This is a genomic window from Rhodococcus sp. P4_C10 (assembly GCF_056402135.1).
The window spans coordinates 1-18,833 of record NZ_JBFUHZ010000047.1; the positions used below are offsets into that span (position 1 = coordinate 1).

Sequence of the window (18,833 nt, forward strand, 5' to 3'; positions counted from 1 at the left end):
CGACGAGGACGGCAAGATCGTGGCCTGGCGGGACTACTTCGACATGGCCCCGCTCGCGGCCCTCGGCGGCCAGTAGCGCCGGCAAACGCAAGAACCCCGATCCAGTTCCCTGGATCGGGGTTCCCGCGTCAAATGGTGGTGCCCCCGGCAGGATTCGAACCTGCGGCCTTTCGCTCCGGAGGCGAACGCTCTATCCCCTGAGCTACGGGGGCCCGCCGAAACTTCCGGCGTGCCATTGGGCGGGGTTAGCGTAACCCATGACTCGCCGGATCCATATTTGGACCCTCGGATTGGGTAAAGTGCCTGGTACGCGCCCGGGGCCCGCGGGGAGAAACCGGCGGTTCGACGGACGCGGGTTCGGCAGCGCAATGGTGACGCAGAGTGATCAGCACGGGTTCAACCACGAATACCGAAGGGTCTCTTCGATGGCAGACCAGAGCTACACCGACACCGAGCTCGACCTGGACCTGCGGTGGTGGGACGCCGCCAACTACCTGACGGTCGCGCAGATCTACCTGCAGGACAACGCCTTGCTGCGCGACCCGCTGAGACCCGAGCACGTCAAGCCACGGCTGCTCGGGCACTGGGGGACCAGCCCGGGTCTGTCCGCGATCTACGCGGTACTCAACCGTCACATCCGGCGGACCGGCGCGGACGTGCTGTACGTGACCGGGCCCGGGCACGGCGGCCCGGCCCTGGTGGCATCGACCTACCTCGAGGGCACCTACTCGGAGGTCTACCCGCACGTCGGCCGCGACGCCGAGGGGGTGCAGCGGCTGTGCCGCCAGTTCTCCACCCCCGGCGGCATCCCGAGCCACGTGAGCGTGCAGACCCCCGGCAGCATCCACGAGGGAGGGGAACTCGGGTACGCCCTCGCGCACGCCGGCGGGGCGGCGTTCGACCGGCCGGAGTTGTTGGTGGCCTGTGTGATCGGCGACGGCGAGGCCGAGACCGGCCCGCTGTCCGCGTCCTGGAAGCTGCCGGCGTTCCTCAACCCCCGCCGGGACGGGGCGGTGCTGCCGATCCTGCATCTCAACGGCGCGAAGATCGCCGGCCCGACCGTCCTGGGCCGCAGTTCCGACGAGGACGTGTGCGCCTACCTCGCCGGGCAGGGCTGGGAGCCCGTCGTGGTGGCCGGGGACGACCCGCGGCCGGTGTTCCGGGCGCTCGAAGCGGCGGTCGCGTCGGCGCACGCGAGGATCGCGGAGATCCAGCGTGACGCGCGGTCGGGAGTCGACACCCGCGGCCGACGGTGGCCCGCGGTGGTGCTGCGCACGCCCAAGGGCTGGACGGGGCCACACACGGTGGACGGGGTGCTGATCGAGGGCACCCACCGCGCGCACCAGGTGCCGCTGTCCGGGGTCCGGGACAATCCCGCCCACCTGGCGCTGCTGGAGGAGTGGATGCGCTCGTACCGCCCCGACGAACTGTTCGACGCCGCCGGCGCGCTTGTTCCGGAACTGGCGGCGCTGGCGCCGGTCGGAGACAAGCGCATGGGCGCTACGCCGTATGCCAACGGAGGCCGGTTGCGCACGCCGCTCGCGATCCCGGACCTCGCCCGCTACGCGCTCGAGATCGACATGCCGGCGACCACCCTGCACGAGACGACCCGGGTGCTGGGGGAGCTGATGCGGGACCTCTACGCCGACACCACCCGCCCCGACGGCGGCGGCCCGTTCCGGCTCTTCTGCCCCGACGAGACGGCCAGCAACCGGCTCGGTGCGGTGTTCGAGGTCACCGACCGCTGCTGGCAGCTGCCGTCGACGGCGGACGACGACGGACTCGGGCCGGACGGCCGGGTCATGGAGGTGCTCAGCGAACACCTCTGCCAGGGCTGGCTCGAGGGCTACCTGCTGGCCGGCGGGCACGGGATCTTCGCGAGCTACGAGGCGTTCGCCATGGTGAGCGTCTCCATGCTGATCCAGCACACCAAGTGGCTCCAACACGCCGCCGAGCTGCGGTGGCGGGCGCCGGTGTCGTCGCTGAACGTGCTGCTGACCAGCACCTGCTGGCGCAACGACCACAACGGGTTCAGCCACCAGGGGCCCGGCATGATCGACGCGGCCATCCCACTGGCGCCACAGGTGGTGCGGGTGTGGCTGCCGCCGGACGCCAACACCCTGCTCTCCATCGCCGACCACTGCCTGCGCAGCACCGACCACGTCAACCTGATCGTCGTGGACAAGCAGCCGCACCTGCAGTACCTCACGCTCGAGGAGGCCGACGAGCACTGCGCGGCCGGCGCCTCGGTGTGGAGCTGGGCGGGCACGGAGGAACGGGTGCCCGGGGTGCCGGACGAGCCCGATATCGTGCTCGCGGCGGCGGGCGACGTGCCGACCCAGGAGATCCTGGCGGCCGCCGAACTGCTGCGCGTGTGGGTGCCGCACCTGCAGGTCCGCGTGGTCAACGTGGTGGACCTGATGGCGTTGCTGCCGGAGAGCGTGCACCCGCACGGCTTTCCCGAGGAGAAGTTCGTCGGGCTGTTCACCGCCGGGACCGACGTGGTGTTCGCGTTCCACGGGTACTCGCGGGCGGTGCACGAACTGCTGCACGGCCGGACCGGGCCGGAGCGATTCCACGTGCGGGGATTCAGTGAGCAGGGCACCACGACCACGCCGTTCGACATGGTCGTGCTCAACCGGATGAGCCGGTACCACCTGGTGCTCGAGGCGCTGCGGCGCGCGCGTCGGATCCCGGAACGGGGCACCGAACTGGCCGATTTCTGCCGTGCCCAGCTGGCCCGGCACCACGACTACGTGCGCGAACACCTCGAGGACATGCCCGAGGTGCGCGAGTGGACGTGGGGGTTCACCGCCCCGCCCGAGGGGTGAGACGCCGCCGGGCCCGTGCACCCCGGCGCGGGGATCCGGTGGGACTCGGACTGCTGGGTGTCGACCATCGTCTGCGCGAGGTCGCGGACGGTCGGCACGTCCGCGTACTGGGCGCCGTACTCCATCATGTGCAGGCCGCCCTCGTGGTGACGCAGCATCAACTGGAGGAACAACACGTCCGCGGCCGCGCCGCGGGCCTGCCGCAACGCGGCCATGTCCTCGCTGCTGGCCATGCCGGGCATGGTGGCCATGCCGGACTGCTGCTCGGCGGTGCCGGACGGGGAGGTGCCGTGACCGGACATGTCGTGGCCGGAATCCATCCACGTCATGTAGTCGCCGGTCGGCAGCAGCGGCTGGTTCCACAGCGACAACCAGCCCGTCATCTGGCCGATCTGGTTCTGCTGGGTGGTGAGGATGTCGTAGGCCAGGTCACGGACCATGGGGTCCTCGGCGTTGGCGATCGCGATCGCCGCCATCTCCACCGCCTGGTTGTGGTGCACGGTCATGTCCTGCGCGAACCCGACGTCGACCGAGCCGGCGACCGGGGTCGCGGGCTGCTCGTCGTGCAGGAACTGGTTGGCCAGGAAGCCGAGCCCGAACCCGACGGCGATCGCGGCGATCAGGCCCAGCACGGCGAGGGCGGTGCGCTGGCTGCGCACGTTGCCCCCGCCCTCCGCGGCGCCGGGTTCAGCCTGTTGCGGCTGGTCAGCCATTGCTGCCCGCCGGTGCGGGCGCCGGCGCGGGCGCCGGTGCCGGGGCCGCGGGCGCGGCCGGGGGAATCAGGCCCTCGGGTCCGCCGAGCTCACCGGTGTCGGGCGTGATGCCCTTGCCGTCCATGGTCACCGCGTCGGGGCCCGGTGCGGTCGGGTCGAATGCCGGTGGGTTGTCGGGATCGAACGCGCCCGGGATGGTCGAGCAGCTCGCGCCCTTCTCGGGGTACGCGCCGAAGTTGTTCAGGCGCAGTGCGGCGATGAACTCGTTGATCCGCTTGTCGTCGGCGCTGTCCACCTGGAGCCGGTGGCCCCAGCTCTGCAGCGAGATCGGGGAGTCCAGGCCCGGGTACGGCGACATCAGCATGTAGGCCTTGCCGTCGACCTTGGACTTCAGGGTGTCCACGTCGGCGTCCGAGACCTTGTCGGGGTTGTAGGCGATCCAGATGGCGCCGTGCTCGAGCGAGTGCACCGCGTTCTCGGTGCGGATGGCGGTCGGGTAGACGATGCCGGTGCAGGTGGCCCAGGTCGCGTCGTGCGGGCCGCCGAACGGCGGACTCTGGTCGTAGGCCACGCGCTGGGTCGCGGCGACGTGCAGGGCGGCCGGGTAGTCCTTCTTCACGACGCCGTCGATGGCGGTGGACGGGTCGGGGTTCTCGGCGGACGGCGCGAACTTGTCGGCCGCGGCCTTGTCCTGGTACTTGGGCACCAGGCTGAAAGCGAGCAGGCCCACCAGGGCCAGCACGGCCACCACCGCGCCGATCGTCATCCAGGGGATCTCGCGCCTCTTCGGCATCCCCGACCTCGGCTTGCCGCCGCCGGAACTCTTCTTGGCGGCTTTCATCGCCTTGGCTGACTTGGCGCCACTCTTTTTGGCGTCACGATTTTCCGAACCGCTGGGCATCGGTGAGTGCTCTTTCGGTGGTGGGACACAGTCTGTGGCACGGGGCGTCCCCGTGGGCGCACCCACTGTACGTTCTATGCCTGAGCGCAGGCTCTGAACTGCGAGACCATAGGATAAGTACCTGTGACTCCTGCTGACCTTGCCGAACTCCTGCGCGCGACTGCCGCGGAGGTCCTCACCTCGCGCGAGCTGGACGTGTCCGTGCTGCCCGCGACGCTTGCCGTCGAACGCCCGCGCAACCCGGAACACGGCGACTACGCGACCAACGTGGCAATGCAGGTGGGCAAGAAAGCGGGCGTCAACCCGCGCGACCTGGCGACCTGGCTGGCCGAGGCGTTGACGGCGGCCGACGGCATCGAGACCGCCGAGGTGGCCGGCCCCGGGTTCCTCAACATCCGCCTGGCCGCCGCCGCGCAGGGTGCGATCGTGGCGAAGGTGCTCGCCGCGGGCGACGCCTACGGCGCCTCGACCGCGCAGACCGGCCGACGGGTCAACCTGGAGTTCGTCTCCGCCAACCCCACCGGACCGATCCACCTCGGTGGCACCCGCTGGGCCGCGGTCGGCGACGCACTCGGCCGGATCCTCGCGGCTCAGGGTGCGGACGTCACCCGCGAGTACTACTTCAACGACCACGGTGCGCAGATCGACCGGTACGCGCGTTCGCTGATCGCCGCGGCCAAGGGCGAGCCCGCGCCGGAGGACGGCTACGCCGGGGCCTACATCGCGGACATCGCCGCGGAGGTGCTGCGGCAGCGTCCCGACGCGCTAGCACTGACCGACGACGAGCAGCAGGAGGTTTTCCGGTCCATCGGCGTCGCGCTGATGTTCGACCACATCAAGCGGACCCTGCACGAGTTCGGCACCGACTTCGACGTCTACTTCCACGAGAACTCGCTGTTCGAGTCGGGTGCCGTGGAGAAGGCCGTCACCACGCTCAAGACCAGCGGCAACCTCTACGAGGAGGACGGCGCCTGGTGGCTCAAGAGCACCGACTTCGGTGACGACAAGGACCGCGTCGTCATCAAGTCCGACGGCAACGCCGCCTACATCGCCGGCGACATCGCCTACTTCCAGGACAAGCGTTCGCGCGGATTCGACCTGTGCATCTACATGCTCGGCGCCGACCACCACGGCTACATCGGCCGGCTCAAGGCCGCGGCCGCGGCGTTCGGTGACGACCCGGACACCGTCGAGGTGCTGATCGGGCAGATGGTGAACCTGGTGCGCGACGGCGTCGCGGTGAAGATGAGCAAGCGGGCCGGCACCGTGATCACCCTCGACGACCTCGTCGAGGCGATCGGCGTCGACGCCGCCCGGTACGCGATGATCCGCTCCTCGGTGGACTCGAGCCTCGACATCGACCTCGAGCTGTGGGCGAGCACGACGAGCGAGAATCCCGTGTACTACGTGCAGTACGCACACGCGCGACTCGCCTCGCTGACCCGAAATGCCGCGGAACTCGGCCTGGCCACCGACAATCCCAAGTTGGAACTGTTGACCCACGACCGGGAGGGCGAGCTCATCCGAACCATCGGCGACTTCCCGAAGGTCGTGTCCGCCGCCGCTGACCTGCGTGAACCGCACCGAATCGCCCGCTACCTCGAGGAGCTGGCCGGTGCCTACCACCGTTTCTACTCCGAGTGCCGGGTGCTGCCGCAGGGCGACGAGGTCGCCGGCGAGCTGAACACCGCGCGCCTGGCCCTGTGCAGTGCCACCCGTCAGTCCCTCGCCAACGGCCTCGGCCTGCTCGGCGTCAGCGCCCCGGAGCGGATGTGAGCACGCATCCCGCCGGACCGCGGCACGCCGAGATCCCGCACGCGCCGGGCCTGCCGCCGCGTCCCGTCGCGCCGGGGGAGATGACCGACCTGCCCGAGGCCGTGTGGCCGCGCGGTGCCAGCCGCGGCGAGGACGGTGTGGTCCGGCTCGCCGGGGTGGCTGTCACCGAGCTCGCCGAGGAGTACGGCACGCCGCTGTTCGTGATCGACGAGGACGACTTCCGGTCCCGCTGTCGCGACATGGCCCGGGCCTTCGGTTCCGCCGACCGCGTGCACTACGCGTCGAAGGCCTTCCTGTGCGGCGAGATCGCCCGCTGGGTCGCCGACGAGGGGCTGTCGATGGACGTCGCGTCCGGCGGCGAGCTGATGGTCTCGCTGCACGCAGGTTTCCCGGCCGAGCGAATCACCATGCACGGCAACAACAAGTCCGTATCCGAGCTGCGGTCCGCGGTCTCCGCCGGGGTGGGGCACGTGGTGGTGGACTCGATGCAGGAGATCGGCCGCCTCGACGCCGTCGCCGGCGAACTAGGTGCGGTCCAGGACGTCCTGATCCGCGTCACGGTGGGCGTCGAGGCGCACACCCACGAGTTCATCGCGACCGCGCACGAGGACCAGAAGTTCGGCTTCTCGCTCTCCGGCGGCGCGGCGATGGACGCCGTGCGCGCGGTGTTCGCCGCGGCCAACCTGCGACTCGTCGGTCTGCACAGCCACATCGGCTCGCAGATCTTCGAGGTCGACGGTTTCGAACTCGCCGCGCACCGGGTGATCGGGCTGCTCCGCGAGATGGAGAACGAGTTCGGTGCGGAGCGCTGCGCCCAGGTCACGATCGTCGACCTCGGTGGTGGACTGGGCATCTCGTACCTGCCGAGCGACAACCCGCCCCCCGTGGACGAGCTGGCGGCGAAGCTGACCAAGATCGTCGCGGACCAGTCCGCCGCCGCGGGGCTGTCCGCGCCGACCCTGATGGTCGAGCCCGGCCGCGCGATCGCCGGACCCGGCACGGTGACCCTCTACGAGGTGGGCACCATCAAGGACGTCCGGTTGGACGGCAACGCGACTCGTCGCTACGTGAGCGTGGACGGCGGGATGAGCGACAACATCCGGACCTCGCTCTACCAGGCCGAGTACGACGCCCGGCTGGTCTCGCGGGAGAGCTCGGCCGAGCCGGTCGTCGCACGGGTGGTGGGGAAGCACTGCGAGAGCGGTGACATCGTCATCCGTGACACCTGGATGCCGGAGGACGTGGGCGCGGGAGATCTCCTTGCCGTCGCCGCCACTGGCGCATACTGCTACTCGATGTCCAGCCGCTACAACCTGTTGACCCGGCCTGCAGTGGTCGCGGTCCGTGACGGCGAGTCCCGACTCGTCTTGCGCAGGGAGACAGTGGAAGATCTGCTCAGCTTGGAGGTTAGGCAACATGACTGAACCGAACGGCGCCGCAACGATCGGCGTGGCGGTCCTCGGCCTCGGCAACGTGGGCAGTGAGGTCGTACGGATTCTGCGCGACCACGCCCGCGAGCTCGAGTCCCGTGTCGGCGCCCCGGTGGTGCTGCGCGGCATCGCGGTCCGCAGCGTCGAGGGTGACCGTGGGGTCCCTGCCGAGCTGTTGACCACGGATGCCGACTCGCTCGTCGCCCGCGACGACGTCGACATCGTCGTCGAGGTGATCGGCGGCATCGAGGTGCCCCGCAAGCTGATCCTGGCCGCGCTCAACGCGGGCAAGTCCGTGGTGACCGCGAACAAGGCGCTGCTGGCCGACTACACCGGCGAACTCGCCGAGGCCGCGGAGAAGCAGCGGGCCGACCTGTACTTCGAGGCCGCGGTCGCGGGCGCGATCCCGGTGATCCGGCCGCTGACCCAGTCGCTGGCCGGTGACCGCGTCAACAAGGTCGCCGGAATCGTCAACGGCACCACCAACTTCATCCTCTCCGCAATGGACGAGACCGGCGCCGACTACGCCGACACGCTCGCCGAGGCGGGCCGGCTCGGCTACGCGGAGGCGGACCCGACCGCCGACGTCGAGGGCTTCGACGCGGCGGCCAAGGCTGCCATTCTCGCCTCGATCGCGTTCCACACCCGGGTCACCGCGGCCGACGTCTACCGCGAGGGCATCTCGAAGATCACGTCGGCGGACCTCGAGGCGGCCAAGTCGCTGGGGTGCACCGTCAAGCTGCTCTCGATCTGTGAGCGCATCACCAACGAGGCAGGCGAGGAGCGCATCTCGGCGCGCGTCTACCCGGCACTGGTGCCGAACGACCATCCGCTGGCCTCGGTGAACGGTGCGTTCAACGCGGTCGTCGTGGAGGCCGAGGCGGCGGGCCGCCTGATGTTCTACGGTCAGGGTGCGGGCGGTGCGCCGACCGCGTCGGCCGTGATGGGCGACCTGGTGATGGCGGCTCGCAACAAGGTGCACGGCGGCCGTGGCCCCCGCGAGTCGAAGTACGCCGACCTCAAGATCGCGCCCATCGGCGAGATCCCCACCCGTTACTACGTCAACATGGAGGTCGCCGACCGTGCCGGCGTGCTCTCGGCCGTCGCGGCCGAGTTCGCCAAGCACGACGTCAGCATCTCCACGGTGCGGCAGGAGGGCGCCGGCAACGGTGCCCGGCTGATCGTCGTCACCCACTGGGCCAGCGACGCAGACCTGTCGGAAACCGTTGCCGCCCTTGCCAAGCTCGAATTCGTCACCGCAGTCACCAGCGTTCTCCGATTGGAAGGTTCCAGTGAATAGCCCCCGCCAGCACACGCCCGTCCACACCCCCTGGCCCGGACTGATCGAGGCGTACCGGGACCGGCTCGCCATCGGCCCGAACTGGAAGACGATCACGCTGCGGGAGGGCGGCACCCCGCTGCTGCCCGCCGGGCACCTCTCGGAGCTCACCGGGTGCGACGTGTACCTCAAGGTCGAGGGGCTCAACCCCACCGGCTCGTTCAAGGACCGTGGCATGACCATGGCCGTCACCGATGCGCTCGCCCGTGGCCAGAAGGCCGTGCTCTGCGCGTCGACCGGCAACACGTCCGCCTCGGCCGCCGCCTACGCGGCGGTCGCGAAGATGACCTGTGCGGTGCTGGTGCCGCAGGGCAAGATCGCGATGGGCAAGCTCGCCCAGGCCGTCATGCACGGCGCCAAGATCATCCAGGTCGAGGGCAACTTCGACGACTGCCTGGAGCTGGCACGCAAGACCACCGCCGAGTTCCCGACCATCGGACTGGTCAACTCGGTGAACCCGGTCCGCATCGAGGGGCAGAAGACCGCGGCGTTCGAGATCTGCGACGCGCTCGGCAAGGCGCCCGACGTGCACGCGCTGCCCGTCGGCAACGCCGGCAACATCACCGCGTACTGGCGCGGCTACTCCGAGTACTACGCCGACGGCATCACCTCGGTGCGTCCGCGGATGCTCGGTGTGCAGGCCGCCGGTGCCGCCCCGTTGGTCCACGGCGCCCCGGTCAAGGACCCGGAGACCATCGCCACCGCGATCCGGATCGGCTCGCCCGCCTCGTGGGACGGTGCGGTCAACGCCAAGGAGCAGTCCGGCGGCGCGTTCCGGGCGGCCACCGACGAGGAGATCCTCGAGGCGTACCGGCTGATCGCCCGCACCGAGGGCGTCTTCGTCGAGCCCGCCTCCGCGGCGTCCGTGGCCGGCCTGCTGGCCGCGCGCAAGGAGGGCTGGCTGGACTCCGGCCTGACCGTGGTGTGCACCGTGACCGGCAACGGTCTCAAGGACCCCGACACGGCGCTGGCGGGAATGCCTGCCGTGCAGCCCATCCCGGTCGACCCGGTGGCGGTGGCCGCGGCGCTCGAGCTGGTCTAGTGGCCACTTCGCGGATCGAAGAGGGCGTAGTGACTCAGACATTGCCGGCGGGGTTGACCGTCACGGCGCGGGTACCCGCGTCGACGGCCAACCTCGGCCCCGGATTCGACACCCTGGGCATGGCGCTGGGCTTCTACGACGAGATCACGGTGACGACGACCGCCGCCGGCCTGACGGTTCGGGTCGAGGGCGAGGGTGCCGAGGACGTGCCATGGGGCCCCTCGCACCTCGTGGTGCGGGCGATCGAGCGTGGCCTCGAGGTCGCAGGCGTCTGGGCCGGCGGCCTGGACGTGGTCTGCCGCAACGTGATTCCGCACTCTCGTGGACTCGGGTCGTCCGCGTCCGCGGCCGTCGGCGGGCTCGCCGCGGCCAACGGGCTGGTGTCCCTCCTCGATCCCGCGTTGGCGCTGACCGCCGCGCAGCTGGTGCAGCTGTCCTCCGAGTTCGAGGGGCATCCGGACAATGCATCGGCCAGCGTGCTCGGCGGCGCCGTGGTCTCGTGGTCCGAGGCGCCGACGGTTGCCGACGGCCCGCAGCAGTACTTCGCCGCACGCCTCGAGGTGCACCCGGACATTCGGATCGTGGCACTGGTGCCGTCCGAGCATTCGTCCACCGCGCACACCCGAGGGATGCTGCCGGAGCAGGTCCCGCACGCCGACGCCGCCTTCAACGTGAGCCGGGCGGCGCTTGCCGTGGTCGCCCTCACCGAGCGTCCCGACCTGCTGATGAGCGCGACCGAGGACCGGCTGCACCAGCGGCAGCGGGCCTCGGCGCTGCCGGTCACGACCCGGTGGATCGCCACGCTGCGTGAGCACGGCATCGCCGCGGTGGTCTCCGGTGCCGGGCCGACCGTACTGGCCCTGACCACCACGGCGCTGCCCGACGAACTCCGCCGGCGTGCGGAGGCGGAGGGGCTGCGCGTGCTCGATCTCGAGGTGTCGGACGGCGTGCAGGTTCACTGACCGGACCCCGCTCTGCAGGTCGTCGATCGTGGCGGTGGGCACACCGGCGGAGCGGGACCTTGCCGTGTATCCAGTTCGCGGCTATTGTGGGGATCGTCCGCCCATCGTGCGCGTCAGTCGCCGGTGCTCTACCAGGGCAATCAACTCCCGAATTCCGGAGCTCTCCGAATAACGGAAGCGTCGAATTGCGGGTGCGCGTTCCTGGCTTGGTCCTCTCGCGAATCTCTTCTGCGGTGATGGACCGGAAAATGTGCCTGCATGCGGGCCCACGGGGGCGGACGAGCCGAAAGTTCCATCCAGCGAACACGTCCGGCACATCCGGGTTCAGTGTATGAACTGAACTTCGGGACGAACCCTCGACTTTGCGACGCGCGAGCGAGGGAAGGAAAGGATCTCCGTGACCGATACGGACCTGATCGCTCCTCCTGCGCTCGATTCTGCGGCTTCCGCCGTGACGAGTGAGAAGAGCGGTTCACAGACTTCAGATTCGGCCCCTGCCGTGGCCGCCGCAACCAAGCGTGCCGATGCGCGCCGCGGTGCGGGCCTGTCCGGAATGGTGCTCGCCGAACTGCGCGGGCTCGCCGGCGAACTCGGCATCAAGGGCACCTCCGGCATGCGCAAGGGCGACCTGATCGCGGCCATCAAGGACCGTCAGGGCGGTGCCTCGGCGGCGAACAAGGCCGTCAAGACCGTGGTCGAGGCACCCGCGGTTGCAGCTGTCGCGACCGAGGCCCCGGCCAAGGTCGAGGCGCCGGCCGCCACTCAGGCTCCCGCCACTCAGGCTCCGGCCGCCGTGGCCGCGCCGACTCAGGCTCCGGATTCGGCTCGCGCCGAGGGCGAGCAGTCCGGCGAGGGCGAGCAGGGCGGTCGTCGTGGCCGTCAGCGTCGCGGTGCCTCCCGGGCCGCCGGTTCTGCAGAGCAGGCCGAGAACGCCTCGACCGGCACCGAGCAGCAGGGCGGCGAGTCCCAGCAGGGTGAGCGCGGCGAGCGCAACCGTCGCGACCGCAGCCAGGGTGACCGCAGCCAGGGTGACCGTAGCCAGGGTGACCGCAGCCAGGGTGACCGCAGCCAGGGTGACCGCAACCAGGGTGATCGCAACCAGGGCGACCGCAACCAGGGCAACAACGGCCCGCGTGGGGACCGCAACGACCGCGGCGGCGAGGACGACGGAGAAGGTCGCGGCCGTCGGGGTCGGCGCTTCCGTGAGCGTCGTCGTGGGCGTGACCGCGGCGAGGGCGGCGGCGCGGACAACCGCGAGCGCGAGCCCGAGATCCGCGAGGACGACGTCCTGCAGCCGGTCGCCGGCATCCTCGACGTGCTCGACAACTACGCCTTCGTGCGGACCTCCGGTTACCTGGCCGGTCCGAACGACGTCTACGTGTCGATGAACCTGATCCGCAAGAACGGGCTCCGTCGCGGCGACGCCATCACCGGTGCCGTCCGCGTTCCCCGCGAGGGCGAGGCCCCGGGCAGCAGCCAGCGTCAGAAGTTCAACCCGCTGGTCCGCATCGACTCCGTCAACGGTGGCGACGTGGAGGCGGCGAAGCGTCGCCCCGAGTTCGGCAAGCTCACCCCGCTGTACCCGAACCAGCGGCTGCGGCTCGAGACCACGCCGAACATTCTCACCACCCGCGTCATCGACCTGGTGATGCCGATCGGCAAGGGCCAGCGTGCCCTGATCGTCAGCCCGCCGAAGGCCGGTAAGACCAGCGTCCTGCAGGCGATCGCGAACGCCATCGCGACCAACAACCCTGAGTGCTACCTCATGGTCGTCCTGGTCGACGAGCGTCCCGAAGAGGTCACCGACATGCAGCGGAGCGTGAAGGGTGAGGTCATCGCCTCCACCTTCGACCGGCCGCCGGGAGACCACACCTCGGTCGCCGAGCTCGCGATCGAGCGGGCCAAGCGCCTGGTCGAGGAGGGCAAGGACGTCGTCGTGCTGCTCGACTCGATCACCCGACTGGGCCGTGCGTACAACAACTCGTCGCCCGCCTCGGGACGCATCCTCTCGGGTGGTGTCGACTCGACCGCGCTGTACCCGCCGAAGCGTTTCCTCGGTGCGGCCCGCAACATCGAGAACGGCGGCTCGCTGACGATCATCGCCACCGCGATGGTGGAGACCGGCTCGACCGGCGACACGGTGATCTTCGAGGAGTTCAAGGGCACCGGCAACGCCGAGCTCAAGCTGGACCGCAAGATCGCCGAGCGCCGGGTGTTCCCCGCGGTCGACGTCAATCCGTCCGGTACCCGTAAGGACGAGCTGCTGCTCAGCCCCGACGAGGCCGCGGTGCTGCACAAGCTGCGCCGGGTGCTGTCGGGTCTGGACTCGCACCAGGCGATCGACCTGCTCATCGACCGGCTCAAGAAGACCAAGAGCAACGTCGAGTTCCTGATGCAGGTCTCCAAGACCGCGCCGGGGGCCATGGGCGACGACTAGTCGTCGGGAACAGAAATTGTGCCAGGGCCGTTTAGGACTACATAGGCGGCTCTGGCACAATGAGACCTCGCGTCTCACGGCATCCGCCGAGTGCACGGCAAAACCATGTCCGGTTCCGGTTCACGTCCTCGAGTGGCGAGGGCGACCCGGCGACCACCGAAAGGGACACCATGAAGGCAGGAATTCACCCCAACTACGTGGCGACCACCGTCGTCTGCGGTTGCGGTAACACGTTCGAGACCCACAGCACCAAGGAGTCCGGACGGATCAACGTCGAGGTCTGCTCGCAGTGCCACCCGTTCTACACCGGCAAGCAGAAGATCCTCGACACCGGTGGACGCGTCGCGCGCTTCGAGGCTCGCTACGGCAAGCGCGCCGGCAAGAAGGCCGACGCCGACAGCTAGCTTCACTGCCGACGCCCGTCCTGTGTTCATTCACAGGCCGGGCGTCGGTTTTTTTGTGCGGTACCGCGGGGAGTGCGCACACTTGGGGTACCTGGAACGACCGGCGCGTGCGCGACACGCAAGGACAGGCATGACACGCGAGTAGTCCGTGCCACGCGAGAAGACTGAGAGCGGAGCGAACCATGGCGGGCAACACCCAGCCGTCGGCCATCGACGACATCCTGGCCGAACACGCCGGCCTCGAGCAGCAGTTGTCGGATCCGGCGCTGCACAACGACCCCGCCGCCGCGCGACGGGTGGGCAAGCGGTTCGCCGAACTCGCCCCCGTGATGGCGACGCTCACCAAGCTGCACTCGGCCCGCGAGGACCTCGAGGCCGCCCGTGAACTGGCCGCCGACGACTCCAGCTTCGCCGCCGAGCTGCCCGAGCTGGAGGCCACGGTCGCCGAGCTCGACGTCGCACTGACGGACCTGCTCGCCCCTCGCGACCCGCACGACGGCGACGACGTGGTGCTCGAGGTCAAGTCGGGGGAGGGCGGCGAGGAATCCGCACTGTTCGCCTCCGACCTGGCCCGGATGTACGTCCGGTACGCCGAGCGGCACGGCTGGCGGGTGGAGGTGCTGGACGCCACCATCTCGGATCTCGGCGGTTACAAGGACGCGACCATCTCGATCAAGTCAAAGGGCGACACCCGGGACGGCGTCTGGGCCCGGCTCAAGTTCGAGGGCGGCGTGCACCGCGTCCAGCGGGTTCCCGTGACCGAGTCCCAGGGTCGCGTGCACACCTCCGCCGCCGGCGTGCTCATCTACCCCGAGCCCGACGAGGTCGAGGAGGTGCAGATCGACGAGACCGATCTGCGCATCGACGTGTACCGCTCGTCCGGCAAGGGCGGGCAGGGCGTCAACACCACCGACTCCGCGGTCCGGATCACCCACCTGCCCACCGGCATCGTCGTGACCTGCCAGAACGAGCGTTCGCAGCTGCAGAACAAGGCGCGGGCGATGCAGGTGCTCGCTGCCCGGCTGCAGGCCGCGGCCGAGGAGGCCGCCGCGGACGAGGCATCCGCCGGACGCCAGAGCCAGGTCCGCACCGTCGACCGCTCCGAGCGCATCCGCACCTACAACTACCCGGAGAACCGGATCACCGACCACCGGATCGGGTTCAAGGCACACAACCTGGACGCGGTGCTCGACGGCGACCTCGACGCGCTGCTCGACGCGCTCGGCAAGTCGGACCGAGAGGCCAGGCTCGCGGCGGAGTGACTCGTCGCGGCCGGTCCACCGGGTCGGTCAGTCGCCGGGCACCTCGGGCTCGTCGGGCTCGCCGGCCAGCTGGCTGACGTCGATGCCCGGCAGCAGGAAGCAGTTCTCGCCCTTCGAGTTCTCGTACATGCCCCACACGGCGGTGATCGCGGTGCCGCCCTCGGGTTCGACGAGCAGTGCCGGCGCGTTGAGGATGCCCTTCTCGGGGGCCATCACGCCGGCTCCGGTCTCGCCGGTGTTGACGTTGATCCAGTTGACATCGGGGCCGGTCTTGCCCTGCTCGTTGCAGACGGTCCGCGTGGTTCGTGACCTGTACGTGTCTGCTTCCTGACGGCGTGGCAGGCTGACCGCGTGAGCCGTCAACCCCTGCGCCTAGCGATCCTCGAAGCCACCCGTCTCCTCGAGGAGGCCGGCGTGCACAGCCCGCGCATCGACGCGGAACTTCTCGCGGCCCACGTGGTGGGCGTCGAGAGGGGCCGACTGGGCCTGGTGCCGCTCGTCGACGCCGAGGTGATCGAGGAGTACCGCGCGCTGGTCGCCCGTCGTGCCGAGCGAATTCCGTTGCAGCACATCACCGGTGTGGCCTCGATGGGTGAGATCGACCTGCAGGTGGGGCCCGGGGTGTTCGTGCCGCGGCCGGAGACAGAGCTGCTGCTGGCCTGGGCGCTGGCCGTCCTGGAGGGCACCGCGGGGGAGCGTCCGGTGGTCCTGGACCTGTGCACCGGCTCCGGTGCGCTGGCGTTGGCGCTGGCCCATGCGCGTCCGGACGCGGTGGTTCACGCCGTGGAACTCGACCCCGGCGCGTTGGCCTGGGCGCGGCGCAACGCCGACACCCGCGCCCGCGACGGCGACACCCCGATCACCCTGCACCAGGGCGACGTGACGGACCGCGGCCTGCTCACCGAACTGGAGGGACGGGTGGACGTGGTGGTGTCCAACCCCCCGTACATCCCGTCCGGCGCGCAACTGGACGTTGAGGTGGCCGAGCACGACCCGGCCCTCGCGTTGTTCGGCGGTCCGGACGGGCTGTCGGTCATCACCCCGATGGTCTCGAACATCGCGCGCTGGCTGCGCATCGGCGGCGCGCTCGCCATCGAACACGACGACACCAATGGCGCCCAGGTCGCGGCCATGCTGGCCGAGCGTCGGGTGTTCGGTGACGTCGCAGAGCATTCCGACCTCGCGGGCAAGCCTCGATTCGTGGTGGCCCGCCGGGTCGCGACCGAGACCGAGGCGGCGCGCGCCCGCTGAAGTGGGCCGTAAACCGGGCGCAGAAGACCCCGGCGTGGTGGGGTCGGTCGGGCCACAATCGCGCGGATGGAAGGATGACGATGTGAGCACTGTGTACGACTGCCGGCAAACCGATTCGCGCGAGGCGGGCATCACCGCCGCCACCAACGCGCTCAAGGCCGGGCGTCTGGTGGTGGTCCCCACCGACACCCTCTACGGACTGGCCGCCAACGCCTTCGACGGCGAGGCCGTGACCAGCCTGCTGCGCGCCAAGGGACGTGGCCGCGACATGCCGGTGCCGGTCCTGGTGGGCTCGTGGAACACCATCGACGGGCTGGTCTTCAACGTCCGTCCGCAGGCGCGTGAGCTCATCCGCGCCTTCTGGCCCGGCGGGCTGAGTCTGGTTGTGCAACAGGCACCCTCGCTGGCCTGGGACCTGGGGGACACCCGGGGCACCGTGATGCTCCGGATGCCGCTGCACCCGGTTGCCATCGAACTGCTCCGCGAGGTGGGACCGCTCGCGGTCTCCAGCGCCAACATCTCCGGTCACGCACCGTCGACCACGGTGGAGCAGGCGCGCGACCAGCTCGGCGCCGCGGCCAGCGTGTACCTGGACGGGGGACCGGCCGAACACGCGGTGGCGTCGACGATCGTGGACCTGACCGCGGACGAGCCCCGGATCCTGCGGGAGGGCGCGGTGCCGGCGGCCGCCGTCGCCGAGGTGCTCGGCATGCCGGTGGAGTCCCTGGTCGGCGGGGGCGCGGCGGGATGACGGCGACGCATCTGCGGGTACCGTCGTCGACGTGATCGCCGCCGATACCGTACTTCTGGCCGGATCGGCGTTCGAGGCGCAGTCCAATCGCGGCGCCGGCGTGCCGTTGCGGGAACTGATGCTGGTGCTGTTCACCGCGGCCGTGGTCACCTTCCTCGCCACCGGCGCCGTGCGGCTGTTCGCGATCCGGTTCGGCGCGGTCGCGGTCCCACGCGACCGCGACGTGCACGTCACGCCGACACCGCGGCTCGGCGGGATCGGCATGTACCTCGGGTTCGCGGTCGCGCTGCTCTTCGCGCAGCAACTGCCCGCCCTGGCCCGGGGATTCGAGTACAACACCCAGGACATCCCGGCCGCGCTGGTCTCGGGCCTGCTGATCGTGCTGGTCGGCGTCGTCGACGACCGCTGGGGCCTCGACGCCCTCACCAAGTTCGTCGGCCAGGTCACAGCCGCGGGCGTGCTGGTGGTGATGGGGGTCAGCTGGTTCGCGCTGTACCTGCCCTGGGGCGGCACCACGCTGATCCTCGACCAACTCCAGGCCGGACTGTTCACCGTGCTGGTCGCGGTGGTCATGATCAACGCGATGAACTTTGTCGACGGCCTGGACGGTCTCGCGGCGGGACTGGGCCTGATCTCCTCGGTGGCGATCTGCGTGTTCTCCGTCGGGCTGTTGCACGAGCAGGGCGGCGACGTGAGTGCGTACCCGCCGGCAATGCTCGCGGCCGCGCTGGCCGGCGCCTGCCTCGGCTTCCTCCCGCACAACTTCCAACCGGCCCGCATCTTCATGGGCGACTCCGGTTCGATGCTGATCGGCCTGATGCTCGCCGCGATCTCGACCAGTGCGTCCGGGCGGATCTCGCTCAACGCCTACGGTTCTCGCGACATCCTGGGCCTGCTCACCCCGCTGCTGCTGGTGGGCGCGGTGATGTTCATCCCGGTCCTGGACCTGCTCCTCGCGGTGATCCGTCGGACCATGGCCGGTCGCAGCCCGTTCAGTCCGGACAAGATGCACCTGCACCACCGCCTGCTGCAGATCGGGCACTCGCATCGGCGGGTCGTCCTGCTCATCTACTTGTGGGTGGGTGTGCTGGCGTTCGGTGCGGTGGGATCGGCGCTGATCGACCGCCGGTTGGTGGTGCTGCTGCTCGCCGGCGGACTGGTGTTCGCGCTGGTGGTCACGGCCGTCCCCTCGCTGCGGGTGCAGCAGGACCACGGACGGGATCGGGACCGGCAGGCGTAGCCAGCTAGGCTTGGACCGTGACTTTTTCTCCGAACCCCGTGCCCGACCAGTCCGCCCCGCTCCGCGCCGCGGTGCGGTACGGCATCTTCGGCCTGATCGCCCTCGCGGTGGTCGGGTCGATCGTGGCGAGCCTGGTCGCCGGCTGGGCCGGGCTGTGGGGTGCGCTCATCGGCGTCGCGGTCGGCGGAGGCTTCGTGCTCTGCACCGCGCTCGCCGTCCTGTTCACCGAGAAGCTCCCGCCGGCGACCTCGGGTGCGGTCCTGCTGGGCAGCTGGCTGCTCAAGATGATCCTGGCGATCCTGGTGCTGGGCATCCTCAAGGGGATGGACTTCTACAGCAAGGGCGCGCTGGTCATCGTCATGGTGCTGGCCCTGATCATCGTCCTCGGCGCCGAGACCTACGGGCTGCTCAAGATCAAGGTGCCGTACGTCGTGCCCGCCTCCGAGGAGCCCGATTCCGACGGGAAGTAGTACGACAGCCTGTAGTAATTTGTT

At 70.0% G+C, this 18,833-nt stretch carries 16 protein-coding genes and 1 tRNA gene; 13 read left to right on the top strand and 4 right to left on the bottom strand.

Going from position 1 to position 18,833, the window contains the following annotated elements; all coding sequences use genetic code 11:
* Positions 1–136: 136 nt before the first annotated feature.
* A tRNA-Arg gene (locus AC1DWC_RS22545) sits at positions 137–212 on the bottom strand.
* Positions 213–425: 213 nt separating this feature from the next.
* On the opposite strand from AC1DWC_RS22545, the gene AC1DWC_RS22550 reads away from it, so the two are divergent.
* Positions 426–2,831 carry a phosphoketolase family protein gene (locus tag AC1DWC_RS22550; protein WP_477911624.1) on the top strand — a complete coding sequence of 802 codons (2,406 nt, stop codon included), beginning with the start codon at positions 426–428 and terminating at the stop codon, positions 2,829–2,831.
* Here the strand turns inward: AC1DWC_RS22550 and AC1DWC_RS22555 are convergent.
* Positions 2,753–3,544, bottom strand: coding sequence for a DUF305 domain-containing protein (locus AC1DWC_RS22555; RefSeq protein WP_477911626.1), 792 nt, complete (start codon positions 3,542–3,544; stop codon positions 2,753–2,755). The genes AC1DWC_RS22550 and AC1DWC_RS22555 overlap by 79 nt on opposite strands.
* The gene (locus AC1DWC_RS22560) at positions 3,537–4,445 is read right to left on the bottom strand and encodes a DUF3105 domain-containing protein (RefSeq protein ID WP_477911628.1); all 909 of its coding nucleotides are present in this window, start codon (positions 4,443–4,445) and stop codon (positions 3,537–3,539) included. Before AC1DWC_RS22560 ends, AC1DWC_RS22555 begins: the two co-directional genes overlap by 8 nt.
* A 123-nt stretch (positions 4,446–4,568) precedes the next feature.
* Between AC1DWC_RS22560 and argS the strand changes: the two genes are divergently transcribed.
* From argS to prfA, 8 genes are all read left to right on the top strand, one after another.
* Positions 4,569–6,221 carry an arginine--tRNA ligase gene (argS, locus tag AC1DWC_RS22565; RefSeq protein ID WP_477838955.1) on the top strand — a complete coding sequence of 551 codons (1,653 nt, stop codon included), beginning with the start codon at positions 4,569–4,571 and terminating at the stop codon, positions 6,219–6,221.
* Complete coding sequence (lysA, locus tag AC1DWC_RS22570; RefSeq protein ID WP_477838953.1) at positions 6,218–7,645, top strand: diaminopimelate decarboxylase; 1,428 nt, start codon at positions 6,218–6,220, stop codon at positions 7,643–7,645. The genes argS and lysA overlap by 4 nt, the downstream gene beginning before the upstream one ends.
* Entirely contained in the window at positions 7,638–8,951 is a 1,314-nt protein-coding gene (locus tag AC1DWC_RS22575) for a homoserine dehydrogenase (protein ID WP_477838951.1), read from the top strand. Before lysA ends, AC1DWC_RS22575 begins: the two co-directional genes overlap by 8 nt.
* Positions 8,944–10,032: a threonine synthase gene (gene thrC, locus AC1DWC_RS22580; RefSeq protein WP_477911630.1), complete on the top strand. Its 1,089-nt coding sequence runs from the start codon at positions 8,944–8,946 to the stop codon at positions 10,030–10,032. Before AC1DWC_RS22575 ends, thrC begins: the two co-directional genes overlap by 8 nt.
* Positions 10,033–10,061: 29 nt before the next feature.
* Entirely contained in the window at positions 10,062–10,994 is a 933-nt protein-coding gene (gene thrB, locus AC1DWC_RS22585) for a homoserine kinase (RefSeq protein ID WP_477911631.1), read from the top strand.
* A gap of 397 nt (positions 10,995–11,391) precedes the next feature.
* Positions 11,392–13,431 carry a transcription termination factor Rho gene (gene rho, locus AC1DWC_RS22590; RefSeq protein ID WP_477911632.1) on the top strand — a complete coding sequence of 680 codons (2,040 nt, stop codon included), beginning with the start codon at positions 11,392–11,394 and terminating at the stop codon, positions 13,429–13,431.
* Between the two features lie 170 nt (positions 13,432–13,601).
* Positions 13,602–13,835, top strand: a complete 234-nt coding sequence (gene rpmE / locus AC1DWC_RS22595; RefSeq protein ID WP_027503018.1) for a 50S ribosomal protein L31 — start codon at positions 13,602–13,604, stop codon at positions 13,833–13,835.
* Between the two features lie 182 nt (positions 13,836–14,017).
* Entirely contained in the window at positions 14,018–15,097 is a 1,080-nt protein-coding gene (gene prfA / locus AC1DWC_RS22600) for a peptide chain release factor 1 (RefSeq protein WP_477911634.1), read from the top strand.
* A gap of 27 nt (positions 15,098–15,124) precedes the next feature.
* Here prfA and AC1DWC_RS22605 read toward each other — a convergent pair whose 3' ends face one another.
* Entirely contained in the window at positions 15,125–15,460 is a 336-nt protein-coding gene (locus AC1DWC_RS22605) for a hypothetical protein (protein ID WP_477911636.1), read from the bottom strand.
* On the opposite strand from AC1DWC_RS22605, the gene prmC reads away from it, so the two are divergent.
* The 4 genes from prmC (at position 15,449) to AC1DWC_RS22625 (ending at position 18,809) form a co-directional block, all read left to right on the top strand.
* On the top strand, positions 15,449–16,348 hold the full coding sequence (prmC, locus tag AC1DWC_RS22610) for a peptide chain release factor N(5)-glutamine methyltransferase (protein WP_477838940.1): 900 nt from the start codon (positions 15,449–15,451) through the stop codon (positions 16,346–16,348). The two genes, AC1DWC_RS22605 and prmC, sit on opposite strands and share 12 nt — an antisense overlap.
* An 82-nt stretch (positions 16,349–16,430) precedes the next feature.
* Positions 16,431–17,099, top strand: coding sequence for an L-threonylcarbamoyladenylate synthase (locus AC1DWC_RS22615; protein ID WP_477911638.1), 669 nt, complete (start codon positions 16,431–16,433; stop codon positions 17,097–17,099).
* Positions 17,100–17,217: 118 nt separating this feature from the next.
* The gene (locus AC1DWC_RS22620) at positions 17,218–18,339 is read left to right on the top strand and encodes a glycosyltransferase family 4 protein (RefSeq protein WP_092776441.1); all 1,122 of its coding nucleotides are present in this window, start codon (positions 17,218–17,220) and stop codon (positions 18,337–18,339) included.
* Between the two features lie 17 nt (positions 18,340–18,356).
* The gene (locus tag AC1DWC_RS22625) at positions 18,357–18,809 is read left to right on the top strand and encodes a hypothetical protein (RefSeq protein WP_477911640.1); all 453 of its coding nucleotides are present in this window, start codon (positions 18,357–18,359) and stop codon (positions 18,807–18,809) included.
* Positions 18,810–18,833: the final 24 nt, after the last annotated feature.

Bases quoted from the DNA above. Each gene is read 5' to 3' on its own strand.
- AC1DWC_RS22555 (WP_477911626.1), bottom strand. From the start codon at position 3,544: ATGGCTGACCAGCCGCAACAGGCTGAACCCGGCGCCGCGGAGGGCGGG.
- AC1DWC_RS22575 (WP_477838951.1), top strand. From the start codon at position 7,638: ATGACTGAACCGAACGGCGCCGCAACGATCGGCGTGGCGGTCCTCGGC.
- AC1DWC_RS22620 (WP_092776441.1), top strand. From the start codon at position 17,218: ATGCTGGTGCTGTTCACCGCGGCCGTGGTCACCTTCCTCGCCACCGGC.
- prfA (WP_477911634.1), top strand. From the start codon at position 14,018: ATGGCGGGCAACACCCAGCCGTCGGCCATCGACGACATCCTGGCCGAA.
- AC1DWC_RS22550 (WP_477911624.1), top strand. From the start codon at position 426: ATGGCAGACCAGAGCTACACCGACACCGAGCTCGACCTGGACCTGCGG.
- AC1DWC_RS22560 (WP_477911628.1), bottom strand. From the start codon at position 4,445: ATGCCCAGCGGTTCGGAAAATCGTGACGCCAAAAAGAGTGGCGCCAAG.
- rpmE (WP_027503018.1), top strand. From the start codon at position 13,602: ATGAAGGCAGGAATTCACCCCAACTACGTGGCGACCACCGTCGTCTGC.